The 20,838-nt window shown below is 46.4% G+C and carries 12 protein-coding genes, 16 tRNA genes and 3 rRNA genes; 3 read left to right on the top strand and 28 right to left on the bottom strand.

Annotation, left to right across the window (positions count from 1 at the left end; all coding sequences use genetic code 11):
• Window positions 1–47: 47 nt before the first annotated feature.
• The 20 genes from ACOJQI_RS05230 to ACOJQI_RS05135 form a co-directional block, all read right to left on the bottom strand.
• A tRNA-Gly gene (locus ACOJQI_RS05230) sits at window positions 48–121 on the bottom strand.
• A 10-nt stretch (window positions 122–131) separates the two neighbouring features.
• Window positions 132–216 (bottom strand) — tRNA-Leu (locus ACOJQI_RS05225).
• Window positions 217–226: 10 nt separating this feature from the next.
• Window positions 227–300, bottom strand: a tRNA-Cys gene (locus ACOJQI_RS05220).
• Window positions 301–305: 5 nt separating this feature from the next.
• Window positions 306–380: transfer RNA gene (locus tag ACOJQI_RS05215), tRNA-Gly, on the bottom strand.
• Between the two features lie 5 nt (window positions 381–385).
• Window positions 386–460 (bottom strand) — tRNA-Gln (locus ACOJQI_RS05210).
• Window positions 461–502: 42 nt separating this feature from the next.
• Window positions 503–578: transfer RNA gene (locus ACOJQI_RS05205), tRNA-His, on the bottom strand.
• A gap of 12 nt (window positions 579–590) precedes the next feature.
• Window positions 591–664, bottom strand: a tRNA-Trp gene (locus ACOJQI_RS05200).
• A gap of 12 nt (window positions 665–676) precedes the next feature.
• Window positions 677–760 (bottom strand) — tRNA-Tyr (locus ACOJQI_RS05195).
• A 12-nt stretch (window positions 761–772) separates the two neighbouring features.
• A tRNA-Thr gene (locus tag ACOJQI_RS05190) sits at window positions 773–848 on the bottom strand.
• A 12-nt stretch (window positions 849–860) separates the two neighbouring features.
• A tRNA-Phe gene (locus ACOJQI_RS05185) sits at window positions 861–936 on the bottom strand.
• Between the two features lie 70 nt (window positions 937–1,006).
• A tRNA-Asp gene (locus ACOJQI_RS05180) sits at window positions 1,007–1,083 on the bottom strand.
• A 6-nt stretch (window positions 1,084–1,089) separates the two neighbouring features.
• Window positions 1,090–1,163 (bottom strand) — tRNA-Met (locus ACOJQI_RS05175).
• A gap of 69 nt (window positions 1,164–1,232) precedes the next feature.
• Window positions 1,233–1,308, bottom strand: a tRNA-Val gene (locus ACOJQI_RS05170).
• Between the two features lie 66 nt (window positions 1,309–1,374).
• Window positions 1,375–1,449 (bottom strand) — tRNA-Glu (locus ACOJQI_RS05165).
• Window positions 1,450–1,462: 13 nt separating this feature from the next.
• Window positions 1,463–1,554: transfer RNA gene (locus ACOJQI_RS05160), tRNA-Ser, on the bottom strand.
• A gap of 4 nt (window positions 1,555–1,558) precedes the next feature.
• A tRNA-Asn gene (locus ACOJQI_RS05155) sits at window positions 1,559–1,633 on the bottom strand.
• 8 nt (window positions 1,634–1,641) lie between these two features.
• Window positions 1,642–1,758, bottom strand: a 5S ribosomal RNA gene (rrf, locus tag ACOJQI_RS05150).
• Between the two features lie 269 nt (window positions 1,759–2,027).
• Window positions 2,028–4,963 (bottom strand): 23S ribosomal RNA (locus tag ACOJQI_RS05145).
• 294 nt (window positions 4,964–5,257) lie between these two features.
• Window positions 5,258–6,808 (bottom strand): 16S ribosomal RNA (locus tag ACOJQI_RS05140).
• The 16S, 23S and 5S rRNA genes sit together here with 16 tRNA genes alongside, the layout of an rRNA operon.
• A 319-nt stretch (window positions 6,809–7,127) precedes the next feature.
• Window positions 7,128–8,003: a nucleotidyltransferase-like protein gene (locus tag ACOJQI_RS05135; RefSeq protein ID WP_421383959.1), complete on the bottom strand. Its 876-nt coding sequence runs from the start codon at window positions 8,001–8,003 to the stop codon at window positions 7,128–7,130.
• A 151-nt stretch (window positions 8,004–8,154) separates the two neighbouring features.
• On the opposite strand from ACOJQI_RS05135, the gene ACOJQI_RS05130 reads away from it, so the two are divergent.
• Window positions 8,155–8,517 (top strand): YgzB family protein, encoded by a 363-nt coding sequence (locus tag ACOJQI_RS05130; RefSeq protein ID WP_421383958.1) that lies wholly within the window; start codon window positions 8,155–8,157, stop codon window positions 8,515–8,517.
• An 85-nt stretch (window positions 8,518–8,602) separates the two neighbouring features.
• On the opposite strand, the gene perR is transcribed toward ACOJQI_RS05130, so the two are convergent.
• From perR to ACOJQI_RS05090, 8 genes are all read right to left on the bottom strand, one after another.
• Window positions 8,603–9,040, bottom strand: coding sequence for a peroxide-responsive transcriptional repressor PerR (gene perR, locus ACOJQI_RS05125; protein WP_421383957.1), 438 nt, complete (start codon window positions 9,038–9,040; stop codon window positions 8,603–8,605).
• Between the two features lie 93 nt (window positions 9,041–9,133).
• Entirely contained in the window at window positions 9,134–9,688 is a 555-nt protein-coding gene (locus ACOJQI_RS05120) for a cob(I)yrinic acid a,c-diamide adenosyltransferase (RefSeq protein ID WP_421383956.1), read from the bottom strand.
• Between the two features lie 3 nt (window positions 9,689–9,691).
• A complete protein-coding gene (locus ACOJQI_RS05115; RefSeq protein WP_421383955.1) occupies window positions 9,692–10,642 on the bottom strand; it encodes a D-2-hydroxyacid dehydrogenase in 951 nt (316 codons plus the stop codon).
• 254 nt (window positions 10,643–10,896) lie between these two features.
• Window positions 10,897–11,367 carry a thioredoxin-dependent thiol peroxidase gene (gene bcp, locus ACOJQI_RS05110; RefSeq protein WP_421383954.1) on the bottom strand — a complete coding sequence of 157 codons (471 nt, stop codon included), beginning with the start codon at window positions 11,365–11,367 and terminating at the stop codon, window positions 10,897–10,899.
• Between the two features lie 56 nt (window positions 11,368–11,423).
• On the bottom strand, window positions 11,424–11,846 hold the full coding sequence (locus tag ACOJQI_RS05105) for an ion channel (RefSeq protein ID WP_421383953.1): 423 nt from the start codon (window positions 11,844–11,846) through the stop codon (window positions 11,424–11,426).
• Between the two features lie 138 nt (window positions 11,847–11,984).
• Complete coding sequence (locus ACOJQI_RS05100; protein WP_421383952.1) at window positions 11,985–12,770, bottom strand: ABC transporter permease; 786 nt, start codon at window positions 12,768–12,770, stop codon at window positions 11,985–11,987.
• A 3-nt stretch (window positions 12,771–12,773) separates the two neighbouring features.
• Window positions 12,774–13,565: an ABC transporter permease gene (locus ACOJQI_RS05095; RefSeq protein WP_421383951.1), complete on the bottom strand. Its 792-nt coding sequence runs from the start codon at window positions 13,563–13,565 to the stop codon at window positions 12,774–12,776.
• Between the two features lie 12 nt (window positions 13,566–13,577).
• Window positions 13,578–14,621 (bottom strand): ABC transporter ATP-binding protein, encoded by a 1,044-nt coding sequence (locus tag ACOJQI_RS05090; RefSeq protein ID WP_421383950.1) that lies wholly within the window; start codon window positions 14,619–14,621, stop codon window positions 13,578–13,580.
• A gap of 166 nt (window positions 14,622–14,787) precedes the next feature.
• Here ACOJQI_RS05090 and ACOJQI_RS05085 point away from each other — a divergent pair, with 166 nt between their 5' ends.
• Both ACOJQI_RS05085 and ACOJQI_RS05080 read left to right on the top strand, forming a co-directional pair.
• Window positions 14,788–16,083, top strand: coding sequence for a glutamate-1-semialdehyde 2,1-aminomutase (locus tag ACOJQI_RS05085; RefSeq protein WP_421383949.1), 1,296 nt, complete (start codon window positions 14,788–14,790; stop codon window positions 16,081–16,083).
• A 177-nt stretch (window positions 16,084–16,260) separates the two neighbouring features.
• The gene (locus ACOJQI_RS05080) at window positions 16,261–20,772 is read left to right on the top strand and encodes a glutamate synthase-related protein (RefSeq protein WP_421383948.1); all 4,512 of its coding nucleotides are present in this window, start codon (window positions 16,261–16,263) and stop codon (window positions 20,770–20,772) included.
• The last annotated feature ends 66 nt before the right edge of the window (window positions 20,773–20,838 follow it).

Here is a 20,838-nt window from a genome sequence, read left to right as displayed (position 1 = left end):
CACAAAAAAACCTTTCTCATGTTGAGAAAGGTTTGAGTTTGTATGTATGGAGCGGGTGAAGGGAATCGAACCCTCATCATCAGCTTGGAAGGCTGAGGTTTTACCACTAAACTACACCCGCAATATACATATGGTACCGGTGGCCGGGGTCGAACCGGCACTCCAGAAGGAACACGATTTTGAGTCGTGCGCGTCTGCCAATTCCGCCACACCGGCAAGTGTTGTTTGGAGGCGGCAACCGGATTTGAACCGGTGATAGAGGTTTTGCAGACCTCTGCCTTACCACTTGGCTATGCCGCCAACAATGGAGCGGAAGACGGGATTCGAACCCGCGACCCCCACCTTGGCAAGGTGGTGTTCTACCACTGAACTACTTCCGCAAGATTGGCTGGGCTAGCTGGATTCGAACCAACGCATGTCGCAGTCAAAGTGCGATGCCTTACCGCTTGGCTATAGCCCATTGATATAATATATGCACTAAGAGCAAATTGGTGAAAACTTATGGGGCGACTGATGGGAATCGAACCCACGAATGTCGGAACCACAATCCGATGCGTTAACCACTTCGCCACAATCGCCACAAGATAAATTGGCAGGGGTAGTAGGAATCGAACCCACACCGGAGGTTTTGGAGACCTCTGTTCTACCTTTAAACTATACCCCTATATTCATTAAATGGTGGAGGGGGGCAGATTCGAACTGCCGAACCCGAAGGAGCGGATTTACAGTCCGCCGCGTTTAGCCACTTCGCTACCCCTCCAAATATTCTCGATGGTGCCGGCAAGAGGACTTGAACCCCCAACCTACTGATTACAAGTCAGTTGCTCTACCAGTTGAGCTACACCGGCACTTCAGGAAAATGGTGGCTCAGGACGGAATCGAACCGCCGACACATGGATTTTCAGTCCATTGCTCTACCAACTGAGCTACTGAGCCTTAATAGTTTCGGCTTCCGCTAAGCTGCGAATCGAAACCCTCTTAGTTTAGACTAAGATTTTTTTAAAAATGGCGGTCCGGACGGGACTCGAACCCGCGACCTCCTGCGTGACAGGCAGGCATTCTAACCAACTGAACTACCGGACCATGGTATTGCGGGGGCAGGATTTGAACCTGCGACCTTCGGGTTATGAGCCCGACGAGCTACCGAACTGCTCCACCCCGCGACGATGATAATAATGCTTTACTTACTTTTTGGTAGATTATTTTACTTCGCTTTGCTTCGTAAAAAATCGTGGTGGAGGATGACGGGATCGAACCGCCGACCCTCTGCTTGTAAGGCAGATGCTCTCCCAGCTGAGCTAATCCTCCGAATTAAGTTTCAAGGTGTTTCTTTAAGGATGCTTATTTTACTCCGCTTCGCTTCGTAAAAAAGCTTGGTGACCCCTACGGGATTCGAACCCGTGTTACCGCCGTGAAAGGGCGGTGTCTTAACCGCTTGACCAAGGGGCCAGTTAAGATATAATGGCGGAGAGCAAGGGATTTGAACCCTTGAGACAGGGTTACCCGCCTACACGATTTCCAATCGTGCTCCTTCGGCCACTCGGACAGCTCTCCATATTGGCTCCGCAGGCAGGATTCGAACCTGCGACCGATCGGTTAACAGCCGATAGCTCTACCACTGAGCTACTGCGGAATAATTCAGCCTGGCGACGTCCTACTCTCACAGGGGGAGATCCCCCAACTACCATCGGCGCTGAAGAGCTTAACTTCCGTGTTCGGCATGGGAACGGGTGTGACCTCTTCGCCGTAGTCACCAGACAATGTCTTTTTTAAGGACAAGTTCTATTATAGCGAGTTTTATAATTTTTTCAAGTGTTTTTTTGAAATTCTTTTAAAAAATTATTCACTCAAAACTAGATAAAGGTATGAAGAAAAGAAAGTATTCCGAGTTCGCTATTTTGCAATCCAGCTCCGGCGGCTAGAGGCTCGGGGTCATTAGCCATCAACCAGCCGAGGGCAAAGAACGCCCTCATCTGTTCGCTGTCTAACGCCTGTCGCCTCTGGTCAAGCCGCCTGCGCTTTTTAACGTGGTTAAGTCCTCGATCGATTAGTATCTGTCAGCTGCACGTGTCGCCACGCTTCCACCTCAGACCTATCTACCTGATCATCTTTCAGGGATCTTACTCACATAAAGTGATGGGAAATCTCATCTCGAGGGGGGCTTCATGCTTAGATGCTTTCAGCACTTATCCCTTCCGCACATAGCTACCCAGCGATGCCTTTGGCAAGACAACTGGTACACCAGCGGTGCGTCCATCCCGGTCCTCTCGTACTAAGGACAGCTCCTCTCAAATTTCCTGCGCCCACGACGGATAGGGACCGAACTGTCTCACGACGTTCTGAACCCAGCTCGCGTACCGCTTTAATGGGCGAACAGCCCAACCCTTGGGACCGACTACAGCCCCAGGATGCGATGAGCCGACATCGAGGTGCCAAACCTCCCCGTCGATGTGGACTCTTGGGGGAGATAAGCCTGTTATCCCCGGGGTAGCTTTTATCCGTTGAGCGATGGCCCTTCCATGCGGAACCACCGGATCACTAAGCCCGACTTTCGTCCCTGCTCGACTTGTAGGTCTCGCAGTCAAGCTCCCTTGTGCCTTTACACTCTGCGAATGATTTCCAACCATTCTGAGGGAACCTTTGGGCGCCTCCGTTACTCTTTAGGAGGCGACCGCCCCAGTCAAACTGCCCACCTGACACTGTCTCCCACCCCGATCAGGGGCGCGGGTTAGAAGTTCAACACAGCCAGGGTAGTATCCCACCGACGCCTCCACCGAAGCTGGCGCTCCGGTTTCCAAGGCTCCTACCTATCCTGTACAAGCTGTGCCAAAATTCAATATCAGGCTACAGTAAAGCTCCACGGGGTCTTTCCGTCCTGTCGCGGGTAACCTGCATCTTCACAGGTACTATAATTTCACCGAGTCTCTCGTTGAGACAGTGCCCAGATCGTTGCGCCTTTCGTGCGGGTCGGAACTTACCCGACAAGGAATTTCGCTACCTTAGGACCGTTATAGTTACGGCCGCCGTTTACTGGGGCTTCGGTTCGCACCTTCGCTTGCGCTAAGCACTCCCCTTAACCTTCCAGCACCGGGCAGGCGTCAGCCCCTATACTTCGCCTTACGGCTTCGCAGAGACCTGTGTTTTTGCTAAACAGTCGCCTGGGCCTATTCACTGCGGCTCTCTCGGGCTTGCACCCTACCAGAGCACCCCTTCTCCCGAAGTTACGGGGTCATTTTGCCGAGTTCCTTAACGAGAGTTCTCTCGCTCACCTTAGGATTCTCTCCTCGCCTACCTGTGTCGGTTTGCGGTACGGGCACCTTTTTCCTCGCTAGAGGCTTTTCTTGGCAGTGTGGAATCAGGAACTTCGGTACTATATTTCCCTCGCTGTCACAGCTCAGCCTTAACGGTGACGGGATTTGCCTCATCACCAGCCTAACTGCTTAGACGCGCATATCCAGCAGCGCGCTTACCCTATCCTCCTGCGTCCCCCCATCACTCAAACGGAAAAGAGGTGGTACAGGAATATCAACCTGTTATCCATCGCCTACGCCTTTCGGCCTCGGCTTAGGTCCCGACTAACCCTGAGCGGACGAGCCTTCCTCAGGAAACCTTAGGCATTCGGTGGACAGGATTCTCACCTGTCTTTCGCTACTCATACCGGCATTCTCACTTCTAAGCGCTCCACCAGTCCTTACGGTCCAGCTTCACAGCCCTTAGAACGCTCTCCTACCACTGACACCAGACGGTGTCAATCCACAGCTTCGGTGATACGTTTAGCCCCGGTACATTTTCGGCGCAGAGTCACTCGACCAGTGAGCTATTACGCACTCTTTAAATGGTGGCTGCTTCTAAGCCAACATCCTGGTTGTCTAAGCAACTCCACATCCTTTTCCACTTAACGTATACTTTGGGACCTTAGCTGGTGGTCTGGGCTGTTTCCCTTTCGACTACGGATCTTATCACTCGCAGTCTGACTCCCATGGATAAGTCTTTGGCATTCGGAGTTTGTCTGAATTCGGTAACCCGATGAGGGCCCCTAGTCCAAACAGTGCTCTACCTCCAAGACTCTTACTACATGAGGCTAGCCCTAAAGCTATTTCGGAGAGAACCAGCTATCTCCAAGTTCGATTGGAATTTCTCCGCTACCCACACCTCATCCCCGCACTTTTCAACGTGCGTGGGTTCGGGCCTCCATTCAGTGTTACCTGAACTTCACCCTGGACATGGGTAGATCACCTGGTTTCGGGTCTACGACCACATACTCATTCGCCCTGTTCAGACTCGCTTTCGCTGCGGCTCCGTCTTTCCGACTTAACCTTGCATGGGATCGTAACTCGCCGGTTCATTCTACAAAAGGCACGCCATCACCCGTTAACGGGCTCTGACTACTTGTAGGCACACGGTTTCAGGTTCTATTTCACTCCCCTTCCGGGGTGCTTTTCACCTTTCCCTCACGGTACTGGTTCACTATCGGTCACTAGGGAGTATTTAGCCTTGGGAGATGGTCCTCCCAGCTTCCGACGGGATTTCTCGTGTCCCGCCGTACTCAGGATCCACTCAAGAGGGAACGAAGTTTCGACTACAGGGTTGTTACCTTCTGTGACGAGCCTTTCCAGACTTCTTCGTCTACTTCGTTCCTTTGTAACTCCGTATAGAGTGTCCTACAACCCCAAGAGGCAAGCCTCTTGGTTTGGGCTAATCCCGTTTCGCTCGCCGCTACTCAGGGAATCGCGTTTGCTTTCTCTTCCTCCGGGTACTTAGATGTTTCAGTTCCCCGGGTCTGCCTTCCATACCCTATGTATTCAGATATGGATACTGCACCATTACGTGCAGCGGGTTCCCCCATTCGGAAATCTCCGGATCAAAGCTTACTTACAGCTCCCCGAAGCATATCGGTGTTAGTCCCGTCCTTCATCGGCTCCTAGTGCCAAGGCATCCACCGTGCGCCCTTTCTAACTTAACCGTCGGCGAACGATAAGCTTCGGATTGCGGCGTTGCCTTCGTTTCTTCCGCTGCTCATGTACTGTTAAGGTACAATCCGCTGCTCAGAAACTCGGCGCCTTGCACTCCTCGCTTCTCCTTCACCTTAGTTTTAATGAAATATCTCATAAGAGATATCCTAAAATGGCGAATTCTCGGTTCTTTCTTGACTTTCTTCATATATCTTTATCTAGTTTTCAAAGAACAATGGTTTGATGGTTAAACCATCAAAACTGAACAAAACAAAATCAAATCGTCACGTCTCATATATCCTTAGAAAGGAGGTGATCCAGCCGCACCTTCCGATACGGCTACCTTGTTACGACTTCACCCCAATCATCTGTCCCACCTTAGGCGGCTGGCTCCAAAAGGTTACCTCACCGACTTCGGGTGTTACAAACTCTCGTGGTGTGACGGGCGGTGTGTACAAGGCCCGGGAACGTATTCACCGCGGCATGCTGATCCGCGATTACTAGCGATTCCAGCTTCATGCAGGCGAGTTGCAGCCTGCAATCCGAACTGAGAACGGTTTTATGGGATTTGCTGAACCTCGCGGTCTCGCTGCCCTTTGTACCGTCCATTGTAGCACGTGTGTAGCCCAGGTCATAAGGGGCATGATGATTTGACGTCATCCCCACCTTCCTCCGGTTTGTCACCGGCAGTCATCTTAGAGTGCCCAACTGAATGCTGGCAACTAAGATCAAGGGTTGCGCTCGTTGCGGGACTTAACCCAACATCTCACGACACGAGCTGACGACAACCATGCACCACCTGTCACTCTGTCCCCCGAAGGGGAAAGCCCTATCTCTAGGGTTGTCAGAGGATGTCAAGACCTGGTAAGGTTCTTCGCGTTGCTTCGAATTAAACCACATGCTCCACCGCTTGTGCGGGCCCCCGTCAATTCCTTTGAGTTTCAGTCTTGCGACCGTACTCCCCAGGCGGAGTGCTTAATGCGTTAGCTGCAGCACTAAAGGGCGGAAACCCTCTAACACTTAGCACTCATCGTTTACGGCGTGGACTACCAGGGTATCTAATCCTGTTTGCTCCCCACGCTTTCGCGCCTCAGCGTCAGTTACAGACCAGAAAGTCGCCTTCGCCACTGGTGTTCCTCCACATATCTACGCATTTCACCGCTACACGTGGAATTCCACTTTCCTCTTCTGCACTCAAGTCCCCCAGTTTCCAATGACCCTCCACGGTTGAGCCGTGGGCTTTCACATCAGACTTAAGAGACCGCCTGCGCGCGCTTTACGCCCAATAATTCCGGACAACGCTTGCCACCTACGTATTACCGCGGCTGCTGGCACGTAGTTAGCCGTGGCTTTCTGGTTAGGTACCGTCAAGGTGCCGCCCTATTCGAACGGCACTTGTTCTTCCCTAACAACAGAGCTTTACGATCCGAAAACCTTCATCACTCACGCGGCGTTGCTCCGTCAGACTTTCGTCCATTGCGGAAGATTCCCTACTGCTGCCTCCCGTAGGAGTCTGGGCCGTGTCTCAGTCCCAGTGTGGCCGATCACCCTCTCAGGTCGGCTACGCATCGTCGCCTTGGTGAGCCGTTACCTCACCAACTAGCTAATGCGCCGCGGGTCCATCTGTAAGTGGCAGCCGAAGCCGCCTTTCCACCATCCCCCATGCGGGGAAAAGAACTATCCGGTATTAGCCCCGGTTTCCCGGAGTTATCCCAGTCTTACAGGCAGGTTACCCACGTGTTACTCACCCGTCCGCCGCTGACTTCAGGGAGCAAGCTCCCATCAGTCCGCTCGACTTGCATGTATTAGGCACGCCGCCAGCGTTCGTCCTGAGCCAGGATCAAACTCTCCGATAGAAGTTTGATTTGCTCATTTGCTAATTATAGTATTAGCAACTTTGTAAGAACTCGGTTCTTACAAGAATTAACGTTGACGTTTTGTCTTGTTTTGTTCAGTTTTCAAGGTTCAATCTTTAGCGCCTCTCTGAAGCGACTTTATTATCTTAACATCTTTTTTGTTATCTCGTCAATAACTTTTTAAAAGTTTTTTTGAGAAGTTTTTAAGATGTTATTTTGTGTAATTCAGTCGCCACTGACCAAAAAAGTAATTTCGTTCAGCAGCGACGTTTATTAATATAACAAGGATCATTAGTTAAGTCAACACATTTTTAATATTTTAATATAATTTTGTAGGAACCCTGTAATATCTATGGAACAAACCTTGCCCCTTCGTTTCCAAATTAACTGTTTCCAGGATATTCTTTTCTGTAAGATACTCAATCAATACACTTAGATCTACAGAGTAATGCTGGATTTCCTCGTGCTCCTGCAATTCATTGAAACTCCATTGTTCTTTTTCATTCATTATGCTGACCAGATGCTCTGATCCAATTTTCAACCTTGAATGAATGAGGAATTCACTTGCAAGGAATAATAGTTCCAGCCTTTTTTCAAGGTTCTCCTCACTATTTATGAGTTCTTCATATAATTTAAATATTTCCGGCTCGATTTGTTTCACCTGATTCCATACTGTCACCTCTGGGTGGAACCCATTTTCTATGACAGCCAGCCTGGCAAGGTGATGCAGTGAATGGACTACATGGTTATAAGCATCAAGATAGTGCTTGTTTTCAAAGAACGCTTTTCCATCCAGATATCTTCTGATTAACTTTGAGAATTCCAGTCCTATCTTTATTTTTCTTCCATAGAACGGAAAGTCCCTTAATTCCATTTTCAAGTTGCTGATATATTCATTCCTGTCAAAAATGATCTTTCCATTAAACAACCATTCAACAATCTTTCTGTTCGTTCCAAGGAGCATCCATTCTTTCAACTTCTCCTCACTAACAATATGCAAGGCAGCTTTTTGCTGTTCATAAGAATAATGTTTAACAAAAACAGGTGTTTCAGATTCCTTCACTATAATCAATAAGACGATGTCAAACGTATCTGTCAGCGGACTTGCTTTTTGCCTTTGATCAATCATCAACACACCCAGGGTATTGGGATGGCTGGCTCTTTCTTGGTATATGGGTCGTAAAATATCCTCCATCTTATAATTCCTCCACTTACATTCATTGGGTTACTATTTCGACGGCAATAAAAAATATCCTTCCTCTTTTGTAGTCAAATTTCGACAAACTCATATTAAAACACTCATTCCCAAATAAATATGGTATAGTATTTTTTTAGGAGGGACAACAATGGCCAAAAAATATTCCAGTAAAATTAATAAAATCCGCACGTTTGCATTAAGCCTTATTTTCATAGGTTTCATTATTATGTATGGCGGAATTTTCTTTAGAGAACACCCAATTGTTATGACGATCTTCATGCTCCTCGGATTACTCGCTATCATTGCAAGTACTGTGGTTTATTTCTGGATCGGGATGCTTTCCACGAAAGCAGTCCAGGTTGTATGCCCCAATTGCGGAAAACCGACAAAGGTTCTCGGCCGCGTGGACATGTGCATGTATTGTAATGAGCCGCTGACGCTCGACAGGAACCTGGAAGGAAGAGAATTCAACGAAGATTATAATAAAAAGGGTGAGACCCCGTCCAATTAAGTCAAAGCAGTACCTGCTTAAATTGGATATTCATTATAAGAGAGCATTAAAAAAGGAATTGCCGAAATTCGCGGCAATTCCTTTTTTAATGTTCATTATTGGCACTGCAGTTATCGCAGGTTCCGTATATCTCCATTCTGTGATTGCGAACTTTGAAACCAGTGACATGTGAAGCCAGCTGTTCGACTTCGTCCAGCCCCGGATAGTGGAAGTCGACTATTTTCCCGCATTCATCGCATATAACATGATAATGATCTGATGTCACATAATCAAAACGGCTTGATGCGTCTCCATAGGTCAACTCTTTTACAAGTCCCACTTCCCTGAAAACCCTCAGGTTATTATAGACTGTCGCTACACTCATATTCGGGAACTTACCTTCTAATGCTTTATAAATATCATCAGCAGTTGGGTGCGCCATAGAATGTATCAAATATTCCAAAATCGCATGACGTTGGGGAGTAATACGGACTCCAGTTTCTTTCAGCGTGTCGATCGCTTCCTTCAATTGGACATCTGACATCGTCATGCACCTCTATTCCATAAAGATTCTTACTTTATAATGTTTATAATTAGTGTACTAACGAAAGACCTGTTTTGTCAATAAATCTCATCATTAATTCCCTTGATGAAGATTTTGCTCTTTTTCTCCGAGCTGATTATTAATATACCTTGCCGCCACGAACAGAAAGTCCGACAGGCGGTTCAAGTAAGATAACACTAATGGATTAACTTCCTCTTCAACACTTACCGCTTCTCTCTCCGCCCTGCGGACCACTGTCCGGGCAGTATGTAGTGCTGCACCGGCAGGGTGTCCCCCCGGCAGGATGAAGTTAGATAAAGGTGTCAGCGCTGAATCCCACTTGTCGATGGTCGCTTCAAGCTCAACCACATCATCATTTGTCACTTTCCACTTCACTTCTTTTCCTGCTGGTGTAGCTAATTCCGCTCCCACATGAAACAGCGTCGTCTGAATTTTATGGAAGACAGATTGGAATTCATCCCGTCCATCAAAATACTCATTCTTGATATAGCTTAACCCAAGGCCAATCAAAGAATTCGCTTCATCACAGGTGCCATATGCCTCTACTCTCCTGTCTGCTTTCGAAACCCGCTGTCCGTAAACTAATGATGTTGTTCCTTTATCACCGGTTTTTGTATAGATTTTCATCTTTTAGTACCCTCTTTCCGTATCAATTTCATTTATATAGTCATTTCCATTAGTAGTATATGTTGTCAGGTTCTTTTTAAAAATAGCAAAAGAACGCGGAAGATATTGTTTTGTCCTGCTTGAAAGATGAGGCGTGACCGTCACCTTGTTCATCCTCCAAAAAGGATGATTCTCTTCAAGCGGCTCAGTTTCAAACACATCAAGGAAAGCATGTGCAAGTTCACCATTTTTCAGGGCTTCGATAAGAATTGAGCTTTTGAACAAGTCCCCTCTTCCTATGTTTATGAATACTGCTGAAGACTTCATACGTTGAAAATGTTCCTTTTTTAGTATGTACCTGGTCTCTTTTGTACTGGGGAGGATTGATATGACATAATCTGCTTTTCCAAGAGCTCCTCCCATCTCATCCAGCGTGTACATATCATCAAAGTTTTCCGTTATTTTACCACTCGTATTAATTCCTGAAACATTCATCCTAAAAGCTTTTCCGAGCCTGGCAATCTCGCCCCCAATGGCACCCGCCCCCAGAACAAGCAGGTTCTGCCCGCATAACTCTAATCCTGGAACCTCCCTTTGCCATAGCCCCTGTTTAACTTCTTCTCTGATCTTCGCAAGCTGCTTGGCATGCTGAAGCATCAGGCCAAATGCAAACTCTGCCATCGGAATCGCATGGATTCCCTTCACGTTGGTCACCAATATCCCTTTTTCCTTGATCATTTCCAGGGGCATTAACTCCAATCCGGCAGATATAACCATAATCCAGCGCAGCTGCCTGGCTTGAACAATATGGTCTTCTGTCAGATCTTCTCCAAAAGTAACGAGTACTTCTGCCTCCGTTAAACATCTCGAAGCAGACTGAATGTCTCTATGAAATTCAAATTCGCAGCCTTTGAAACCGGCTTTTAATTCTTCCGCCATCTCTTCTGACGGAAGAAACGTAAATAGTATCTTCATACCTGCACCTCTGTTTTCATACCTTTGTCATTGTAAGAATATTTTATCATTTATTCATTTGAAGCCCAACTTTCTGGTTAGTACAGAATTATAGTCATATAATCAGGAGCTTTCCGCTTAACAATAAAAAAGAACGGCCGCACGCTGCAGCCGTTAAAGTTCCGAGACTTATTTGAGGAGGTATGCCCTACTTTAATCTATGTAAATGAAAGGAAAGTGAATGGACAAAAGCCTCCTCTTAGTAAAAATAGGCTTTATTGGAGATTTTCTTTTATGTATTCCAACGCATCCTCCACATGCCCTTTCACTTTTACTTTTCTCCACTCTTTTGAGATATTGCCTTCCTTATCAATGATGAATGTTGACCGTTCGATCCCCATATATTCCTTACCAAAGTTTTTCTTCAGTTTCCACACTCCGTAATCTTCCGCCACTTTATGATCTTCATCCACAAGCAGCAGGAAAGGCAGTCCATGCTTTTCAACAAACTTCTCATGTTTATCCTTTGGGTCAGGGCTCACTCCCAAAATCACTGCATCAAGGCCTTCAAACTCTTCATGCTGGTCCCTGAAATCGCATGCTTCTGTAGTACAGCCTGGTGTCATGTCCTTTGGATAGAAATATAGAACCACATTCTTGCCTTTGTAATCCGAAAGTTTTACTGTCTCACCGTTACTCGCTTCTAATTGGAATTGTGGTGCTTGTTTGCCTGTTTCGACTGTCATCCAAACTCCTCCTATCACTTTGGTTACTTTTAGCTTACCCAAAATGACATCAAGGCTCAACCATTTGTCTTCCTCGTATGATCCCCTTCTATAAAAAATGTCTTTATCACAAATGCAGCAGGGATGGTGTATCCCAGCCAGGACTCGATGAGGGCAATCCCCCGGCCGATCCCGATGGGGGTTACATCACCATACCCTACAGAAAAAAGGGTGACACCGCTGAAATATAAACACGTAAACAAATGGTCAAGGAAATCTCCCTGGATTACGTCTCCGCCTTCTATCAGCAAATCGATCCCTTCCACTTCCAACAGGACATAGACCAGACCGAATCCGACCATCAGCACCAGATAGGAAATCCCCAATAATAGAAAGTTCTTAATGGAAAGGTGCTTTTCCCTCCACTTTGAAGGGAAGAAAAGTGTTCTGAGGCTTAATATCATACATATAGCTATGGCAGCAATTAAAATATATATCATTGTCCATCATCCTTTATACGGGAGACCTTGTCTTTCCATCTTACGTGAGGACAACCTGAAAAATGTTGTTCTCATAGAAAAAACATCCCCTTTAATAAGGAGATGTTTGATGAAAAATATTTAGGTATATATAAAACCCTAATTCCCAGCTCCGCGGTACCTCTTTACCCCCTCATTCCATAGGAAGATAGAAAGTGCAAAGAATGTAGCACCAATTAATGGAGTGATGTAGGAGAAGGTAAACCATTCTTCCTTGCCTAGGAAATAGGCTGCCGGATAGACCCCTACGAAAGCAAATGGCAATATCCATGTAAGCACAAAACGGATGACATTATTATAGATATCGACCGGGTATCTTCCGTAATTCCCGATATTGTACATCATCGGCATGATGGACGTTTTCGCATCCGACCAGAAGCCGATGCTGGCCAGGGAAATGAAGATCCCCGCATATACCAGGGCACCGCCGGCTGTAAACAACACAAAAAGAATCGGATCCAGCCATCCGATTGATAAGCCAAGATTGTTTCCGGCATAAAACATAATCACCAGTCCAGTTATTACACCGAATAGTGACTCCAGCTCCATCCTTTCCAGAATGACCTGGAAGAGACTGTGAATCGGACGCGTCAAAATCCTGTCCATCTCCCCCTTTACAATATACCTTTCGTTGAAATCCCATATATTGAAGAAAGTTGAAAAAAGAGCAAAGGGTACAAGGAAAAAGCCATAGATAAATATAATTTCATCCCGTGTCCAGCCGCTCAATAATTGGGTATGGCCGAATACAACCAATATAAACACGAGGTTTACAGCTTGAAACAGAAGGTCAGAAAGTATCTCAACCACCAGGTCTGTCCGATACTGCAATCTGGTTTTCATATATTGTGAAACATACCTGAAGAACATTGATAGGTAAAACACTTCTTACCCTCCTTGAATGATCATCTGTTTTTTTGCAATCTGCCATAGTGCCCCGATTGGAATCAGCAATACGAGCACCCACACAATTTGAAGGCCCAGAGCTTCATATACCTCAAAGCCGGTATAGCCTTCTGTGAATATCATACTCGGCACATAGCTGATGCTCTGAAAGGGCAGGAACTTCATTGCATCTTGAGCCCATATCGGAAAGAAACTGATAGGCAGCAGGAGACCCGAAAAGAGGTCGATCACGACTCTCTTCGCACGGATTAATCCATCATTATTAAATAAGAAAAAAGTAGTGATCCCTGTCAGCAGATTGATCTGTGTATTAATCATAAAACTGAAAATGATGGACAGTGCAAAGAACATCCAAGTCGAGGCGTTGGCCGAAACCTCTATAGGGAATACCAGGGCGACAATGAACATGCCGGGAACCGAGAAGAATAATAACCGGAAAATCCCTTCCCCAAGACCCTGCATCGTTTTCATTCCAAGATAGCTGTATGGCCTGATCAACTCCACGGCAACTTTACCTTCTTTGATTTCCGCCGCTATCTCCCTGTCGATATTGTTGAAATAAAAGGCTCGCGCCATCCAGGCCACCGCAATATAGGTGGTCATTTGGATGACTGAAAGGCCTTCGATATCCTCTTTTCCACCGTAGATAGCCTGCCAGAGGAAATAATATGCACCAATATTGATACTGTAAATCAGGATGCCGCTGTAATAATTTGTTCTGTATGCAAGCATCATCAAAAAGCGGATCCTGATCATCTCGATATATTTTGACATTGCCGATCCCCCCTACACCTTCACTGTTTCTCGTTCAGTTGGTTTAATATCGACAATCCCTTGTTCATATATATTTCGGATGATTTCTTCTGTTGTCGTTTCCTTGATTTTCATATCCCTGACTTTATATGCAGATACTACAAGGCCGATCAAGTCGGAGATTTTGTTTTCATCGGCTTCAATCGTTGCCGAGAACCGCATTTCTTTCTCATCAAGCTGCCATTCTGCTCCTAAATTCGAAGTTAGTGCATTTAACTCCTCTGCAGAAGGGCTGTCAATGAATTGGAACTGGATTTCCTTGTGCTCTCCCCATTCCGTTTTCAGGTTTTTGAGTGCACCGTCATAAATGATTTTTCCTTCATCCAGCATGACCACCCTTTCGCAAAGAGCCTCTATATCAGAAAGGTCATGGGTCGTCAGCAAAATGGTTGTATTATATTTTTCGTTGATTTCTTTCAGAAACTGTCTTATTTTTAGTTTCACGAGGACATCCAGGCCAATTGTCGGCTCATCCAAAAATAATAAGGGTGGATTGTGGACAAGGGCTGCCGCCAGCTCGCATCTCATCCTCTGTCCAAGGGAGAGTTTCCTGACAGGCTTGTCCAGCAATGGTTGAATCTCCAATGTTTCAATCACGTGGTCCATATGTTCTTTATATTGTTGATCCGGGACCTTATACACTTTTTTTAAAAGCTGGAAAGATTCCTGAACAGCGATATCCCACCAAAGCTGGGAACGCTGTCCGAACACTACGCCGATACTTTTAACAAACTTCTCTCTTTCTTTATGAGGGTTCATGCCATTGACAGTCACCCCTCCGGATGTTGGAGTCAGGATCCCTGTGAGCATCTTGATGCTCGTTGACTTGCCGGCACCGTTTTCTCCTATATATCCAACCATCTCTCCTTGCTTTACTGTAAAACTGATATCGTTAACTGCTGAAACAACTTTATAATTACGCGTGAACAAGTCACGAAAAGCACCCTTTAATCCAGAGCGGCTGGAGTAGGCTTTAAAATCTTTTCGCAAATTGTGAACCTCTATAGCATTGCTCATTGATACTCCTCCTTCAATTTAAACCATGGAATAGTGTAACACAGCCCCCTGTGAAGAAGTGCGGAAGATGCTTGCCAATTCATAAGGTTTCCTTAATTTGCGCATTCCCGTCCATCGTACTAAAATGATTGAGAGATTTAGAAATATAAAGGAGGAAATGGTCAAAATGGATTTCACTAATTCTGAACGTTTACATAAAAAAGCACTAGAAAGGATCGTCGGGGGCGTCAACAGCCCCTCCCGCTCTTACAAAGCTGTCGGAGGCGGTTCCCCTGTTGCCATGGAACGAGCTAAAGGAGCCTATTTCTGGGATGTAGACGGCAATAAATACATCGATTATCTTGCCGCATATGGACCTATCATCACAGGCCATGCACATCCGCATATTACGAAAGCAATCACAAAAGCAGCTGAAAACGGGGTATTATACGGAACACCCACCCCATTCGAAGTAAAGTATGCCGAGATGCTGCAGGAAGCGATGCCGAACCTGGATAAAGTCCGGTTCGTCAATTCAGGGACAGAAGCGGTCATGACAACGATCAGGGTAGCGAGAGCTTATACCGGGCGCGATAAGATCATCAAATTCGCGGGATGCTATCACGGCCATTCAGACCTGGTGCTTGTAGCCGCAGGTTCCGGCCCTTCCACACTCGGCACTCCCGATTCTGCAGGAGTACCGAAAAGCATAGCCAACGAGGTCATAACAGTACCATTCAATGATATAGAACCTTTCAAAGAAGCAATGAAGAAATGGGGCGATCAGATTGCCGGTATCCTCGTGGAACCGATTGTCGGCAACTTCGGTATCGTCGAGCCAAAGGAAGGATTCCTTCAGCAGGTGAATGATATTTCCCATGAAGCAGGAGCCCTGGTCATTTATGATGAAGTCATCACTGCTTTCCGTTTCATGTACGGCGGAGCACAGGATATGCTGGGTGTAAAACCCGATTTGACAGCAATGGGGAAAATCATCGGAGGCGGCCTGCCGATCGGTGCTTATGGAGGCAAAGCCGAGATCATGGAAAAAGTTGCACCACTCGGACCTGCATACCAGGCAGGCACAATGGCTGGCAACCCAGCTTCAATCCTTTCAGGAATCGCCTGTCTTGAAGTTCTTAAAGAAGAAGGAGTATATGAACGCCTGGACGAACTGGGTGCAATGCTGGAAGGTGGAATTCTTAAAGCAGCAGAAAAATTCAACACTCCTATAACGATCAATCGATTGAAAGGTGCACTGACTCTCTACTTCACTAAAGAAAAAGTGGAAAATTATGAGCAGGCCGAAGCAACTGATGGAGAAATGTTCGCCAGGTTCTTCAACCTCATGCTGCATCAGGGAATTAACCTTGCACCATCAAAATACGAGGCTTGGTTCCTTACTACGGCTCATACTGAGGAAGATATTGAAGAAACGATCAAAGCTGTTAATCATGCATTCGAACAACTTCATAACGCATAAAAATTCAACTATATACAAGGAGGGTTTCCTCCTTGTTTTTATTTTACCCTAATATGTAAGCGTTTACAGGAGGGATTCTCACCTGTTTCATCACATAACCATCCACTGTTTTGAATAAAAAATTGAATTCTGAAAATTCTTGTGATATTATGGAATTAGTATTCAGAATATTTAGTTATGTATTCTGCAATTTTTACGGAGGTGCTTTTATTGAAAGATCAACGAACTCAATGGAGTCCTGAACTCTTTAAAGATTTCCATAATGGTGCACATGATGCATGCGGAATTGTTGCATCAATCGAAAAAGAAAGAATCCCGACAAGAGAAAATATTGACCGTTGTATAGAAGCTTTGGTCACGATGGACCACCGTGCAGGATTTATAAACGGTGAAGGAGATGGAGCTGGTATACATATAGATATTCCCAGAGCCGTCTGGTCCGAAAAGCTCGAAGCCGCTTCTATCGATTCCTCTCTAGCACTATTGCCCCGATTCATTATCGGCCACTTTTTCATTAAAGGAATTCCAGTAAACCAAGGGCAACATGAAATTGTTGACAAGCTTGAGAAACAAGGTTTTGAAGTATTGCTGACTGATCTTGATTCAACAAGGCCTGACACCTTGGGACCAATTGCCGCTCAAGAGAACCCTCATTTTCTGCAGGTGGCAATGCTTGCTCCGGAAAATCAAGAGCAAGCGGTGACTTATACACAATTATTTGACCTGCTGGCTTCAATTGAAGAAAACAGCGCCATCCATGTTTCTTCTCTTAGCCCGGACCATGTTGTCTATAAAGTGATGGGAGCAGGTGCTTCCCTGCAGAAATACTATAAAGACCTGACCCACCCAAAGGTTGCATCCACTATGACACTGGGGCATAACCGCTATTCAACCAACACACTGTCCAACTTTTTCCGTGTCCAGCCATTCAGTGTAATCGGCCATAACGGTGAAATCAATACCATCAGCAAGCTAAGGGCAGAAGCGAAAAAGATTGATGTACCGCTCGTTGAAAATGGCAGTGATTCGCAGGACCTGAACAGAACAATCGAAACCCTGATTGGAAGGGATGGCTACTCCCTCTTTGAAGCAATGGAGTTAGTATTTCCTCCAATCATTAATGAAATCAAGCAGTATCCAGACCACCTTCAGGACCTCTATACCTATTTAAGAGAAACTTGGGGCCATTTCGCCCAGGGTCCTGCCGGCATCATCTCCAGATTCGGCGAAGAAGCTGTCTTCAGTGTGGACTCTTTGGGACTGCGCCCGCTGTGGATGGTGGAAATCGAAAGCGCCTATGTATTTGCTTCTGAACCTGGTGTAATCAGATCTTCTGAATTCACCGGAGATCCCAAACCTCTTTCCCCTGGAGAAAAGGTCGGGTTCGCATGGGAGAATGACAAGATTAAAAAATTTGAATACACCGACTTCCAAGCTGAGACCTATAACCGTTTTGAAAATAGAATCGATTTCAAAGGCTATAAAAACAGGCTGGAAACTCTTACTCTTCCAAAACACATCATGATGAGTTATCCTACCAGCATTGAAAATGGACAATATAATGCATTCGGCTGGGAAAGAGAACAAGTTCAGCTGTTGGAACAAATGGCAGAAAAAGGTGCAGAACCTATCCGCTCCCTTGGACATGATTCACCACTTGCAGCCATTAACCCTAATCGCAAGAATGTGACGGACTTCATCAAGGAAAGTGTTGCAGTCGTTACGAATCCCGCCATTGACAGGGACCGTGAAACGGAGCACTTCTCTACCAGAACGATCATCGGCAAAAGACCGCATTATAACAGCAAATCCAAGAAGCACCTTGCCGTAGAATTGTTGACTCCTCTGGTTATTGAGGGCAAGGCGGGCTGGCAGGCTTCAGAGATTTTGCAGCAGCCCAGTTATGACGGCCTTGTGAATCTCTTCCAAAAAGAAAATCTGTGTCACTTTATTTCTACCACATTCACCGAGAATGAAACGATTCAGGAAGCTTTAGATAGATTAGCAGACGAAGCCCAGGAAGCCGTTTCCTCCGGCAAGAGCCTGCTTGTACTTGATGACGGCAACTCTCACCATGACGGGAATCTGTGGATGGATCCCCACCTTGTCCTGGCAGCGGTTGACCAGAGGCTGACGGATGTCTCTTTACGAAGAGACTGTTCCCTGCTTCTTCGTTCAGCAGCAATCCGCTCCCTTCATGATGTCATCGTCGCATACGGTTTCGGTGCTGATGTGATCAGCCCTTACTATATGTTCTTGACAGTCTTGGAAGATGAGTCCATTGAACCTGTGGTCAATTTGTATTCTTCCCTTCAAAAAGGATTGGAGAAAGTCATTTCAACCATCGGAATCCATGAACTCAGGGGTTATGGAAGACTCTTCTCTGCGATTGGCTTGAGCGACGAGGTTGCGGAGACATTAAATATCGTAAACTTCTTTGGTTCTGAAAGTCTTGCCTTCAATTTTGATGAAATGAAGAAAGATGCTGTACAAAGAGCAGCTGATTACTTCGATGAAAAACAAAGAATCGCCAAGAGCTTCCATCTGTTTCCGCGGATTTGGAAAGCGATCGGTGATGTGGCCCGAACCGGTGACTATTCAGGCTACAGGGAAAAGATCACTGAGCAGGAAGAATCCAAGCCTGTCACCATCAGGCATTTAACTTCTCTCAAAAAGTCTGAGAAAACGGTTGATCCTTCAAAAGTTGATATCAGCGTAGGAGATCACAGTCTTCCATTTGCCATCGCGTCAATGTCATTCGGCTCCCAGAACGAAATTGCTTTCAGGGCTTATGCGGAAGCTGCGGACCGTCTCAACATGGTCAGCCTGAATGGTGAAGGCGGAGAGATCAAAGACATGATCGGCAAATACCCAAAAACACGCGGCCAGCAAATCGCATCCGGACGATTCGGTGTCAATGCTGAACTCCTGAACTCTTCTAACCTTCTTGAAATCAAGATCGGCCAGGGAGCCAAGCCGGGAGAAGGTGGCCACCTTCCAGGATCAAAGGTGACAGCAAAAATTGCCCAGGCACGTAACGCAACCATCGGGTCTGATTTGATCTCGCCTTCGAATAACCATGATATTTATTCGATTGAGGACCTTGCTCAGATGATTCATGAGCTGAAAACCGCCAATGACCAGGCGAGAGTTGCTGTAAAAGTACCTGTCGTACCTAATATCGGAACGATTGCAGTAGGTATTGCCAAAGCGGGTGCCGATATCGTTACCCTGAGCGGTTTTGACGGTGGTACTGGTGCAGCGCGGATACATGCCCTTCAGCATGTCGGCCTGCCTGTCGAAATCGGTGTTAAAGCTGCTCATAACGCACTTCTTGAAGCCGGATTGAGGGATACAGTCGAAATCTGGGCTGATGGCGGAATCAAAAGTATGCAGGATGTTATGAAAGTAATGCTCCTGGGTGCCAACCGCATCGGTTTCGGTACCCTGTCCATGATTGCGATTGGCTGTACGACTTGCCGCGGCTGTCACCTTGACACCTGCCATGTTGGGATCGCCACTCAAATTGAATCTGAAGCACAGGCAAAAGACCATGGCCTTCGCCGTTTCGTACCTAGACAATTAGATCTTGCTGTATCCGGCCTCACTAACCTCTTCACTGCTTTTGGAGAAGAATTGAAAGCCTTGGCAGCCTCCATCGGAATCCAGCGTCTTCAGGATGCAGTCGGTCGTTCCGATCTATTAGAACAGGTAAGCGGCAAGGAATTCATGAACTTATCAACTCTGTTGCAGCCATTGGAAATCGGACAGTTCCATAAAGAAGCTGCCGCATCCCTGGAGCAGCCGAAGATGCTTCAGGCAGTAGCTGGAGGATATCTGGACAGCAGTGTTGAAGAACTTCACCTTTCAAGAGAATTCTCGGGAGTCATCTCAAACCAGCGCGTGCTGGGAAGCCGTGCATCTGGACACCGGGTACGTTCAAAGCTGCAGAATGTGAACTCCGAATTACAGCCCGTTCAGCTTTCTTATAAAGATTGTTCCATTCCTGGAAATGGACTTGGTGCTTATAACGTTGATGGCATCAATATTTCCGTCAGCGGCGGTGCTCAGGATGGGCTTGGTAAATCCAGCTATGGCGGTTCTATCACTGTCACGAAAGGAAGAACAAAAAATAACCTGTTCTTTAACGGTTCAGCTGGTAAAGGCTTTGGTTATGGAGCCCAGCAAGGTCTGCTAATGGTTCAAGGGAATGCCGATGCACGTGCAGGTATAAGGCTGTCAGGAGCCGATATGATCATCGGCGGACTCATCACCAAGCCGATTCCTGCAAAGGAATATGGAAATATCGGGGCAAACGCCAATATCAAAGGATTTGCCTTTGAATACATGACAAATGGCCGCGGACTCGTACTCGGAGATCCAGGTCCTTGGATTTGCGCAGGTATGACTGGCGGAGTCGTTTATCTTCGTCATCAGCCTGAAATGGGACTTACACAAGATGCATTGAAAAGAAGGATTGCAAAAGGCGCCAAAGTTCAACTTCAGCCTTTGAGTGAACAAGGACTTGCAGATGTCACTGAACTGCTATCCAGCTACATCAAAGTGCTTGAGGCTGAACAGCCTGAAGAAGCGGAAAGCTTAAGGAAACTACTTGACTCGCCAAGTGAACACTTCCTTCAGGTAATCCCTTCAAAAGAGCAAGCAGATCCATCTGTTTCAACGGAATAAGACCAAAAGTGCAAGCGGCCGATCAGCGCCGTACAGATTGGAGGGCTCTCGCATGAGATAAATCAC

Source organism: Bacillus salacetis, from assembly GCF_049177075.1.
GTDB lineage: Bacteria > Bacillota > Bacilli > Bacillales > Bacillaceae_B > Rossellomorea > Rossellomorea salacetis_A.
Note: the sequence above shows the minus strand (reverse complement) of the source record. Positions and strands in the feature narration are given on the sequence as shown.

Excerpts from the sequence above, each read along its gene's own strand:
- ACOJQI_RS05085 (WP_421383949.1), top strand. The coding sequence starts at position 14,788 with ATGGATTTCACTAATTCTGAACGTTTACATAAAAAAGCACTAGAAAGG.
- ACOJQI_RS05115 (WP_421383955.1), bottom strand. The coding sequence starts at position 10,642 with ATGAAGATACTATTTACGTTTCTTCCGTCAGAAGAGATGGCGGAAGAA.
- ACOJQI_RS05135 (WP_421383959.1), bottom strand. The coding sequence starts at position 8,003 with ATGGAGGATATTTTACGACCCATATACCAAGAAAGAGCCAGCCATCCC.
- ACOJQI_RS05105 (WP_421383953.1), bottom strand. The coding sequence starts at position 11,846 with ATGATATATATTTTAATTGCTGCCATAGCTATATGTATGATATTAAGC.
- perR (WP_421383957.1), bottom strand. The coding sequence starts at position 9,040 with ATGTCAGATGTCCAATTGAAGGAAGCGATCGACACGCTGAAAGAAACT.
- ACOJQI_RS05080 (WP_421383948.1), top strand. The coding sequence starts at position 16,261 with ATGTATTCTGCAATTTTTACGGAGGTGCTTTTATTGAAAGATCAACGA.
- ACOJQI_RS05120 (WP_421383956.1), bottom strand. The coding sequence starts at position 9,688 with ATGAAAATCTATACAAAAACCGGTGATAAAGGAACAACATCATTAGTT.
- bcp (WP_421383954.1), bottom strand. The coding sequence starts at position 11,367 with ATGACAGTCGAAACAGGCAAACAAGCACCACAATTCCAATTAGAAGCG.
- ACOJQI_RS05090 (WP_421383950.1), bottom strand. The coding sequence starts at position 14,621 with ATGAGCAATGCTATAGAGGTTCACAATTTGCGAAAAGATTTTAAAGCC.
- ACOJQI_RS05130 (WP_421383958.1), top strand. The coding sequence starts at position 8,155 with ATGGCCAAAAAATATTCCAGTAAAATTAATAAAATCCGCACGTTTGCA.
- ACOJQI_RS05095 (WP_421383951.1), bottom strand. The coding sequence starts at position 13,565 with ATGTCAAAATATATCGAGATGATCAGGATCCGCTTTTTGATGATGCTT.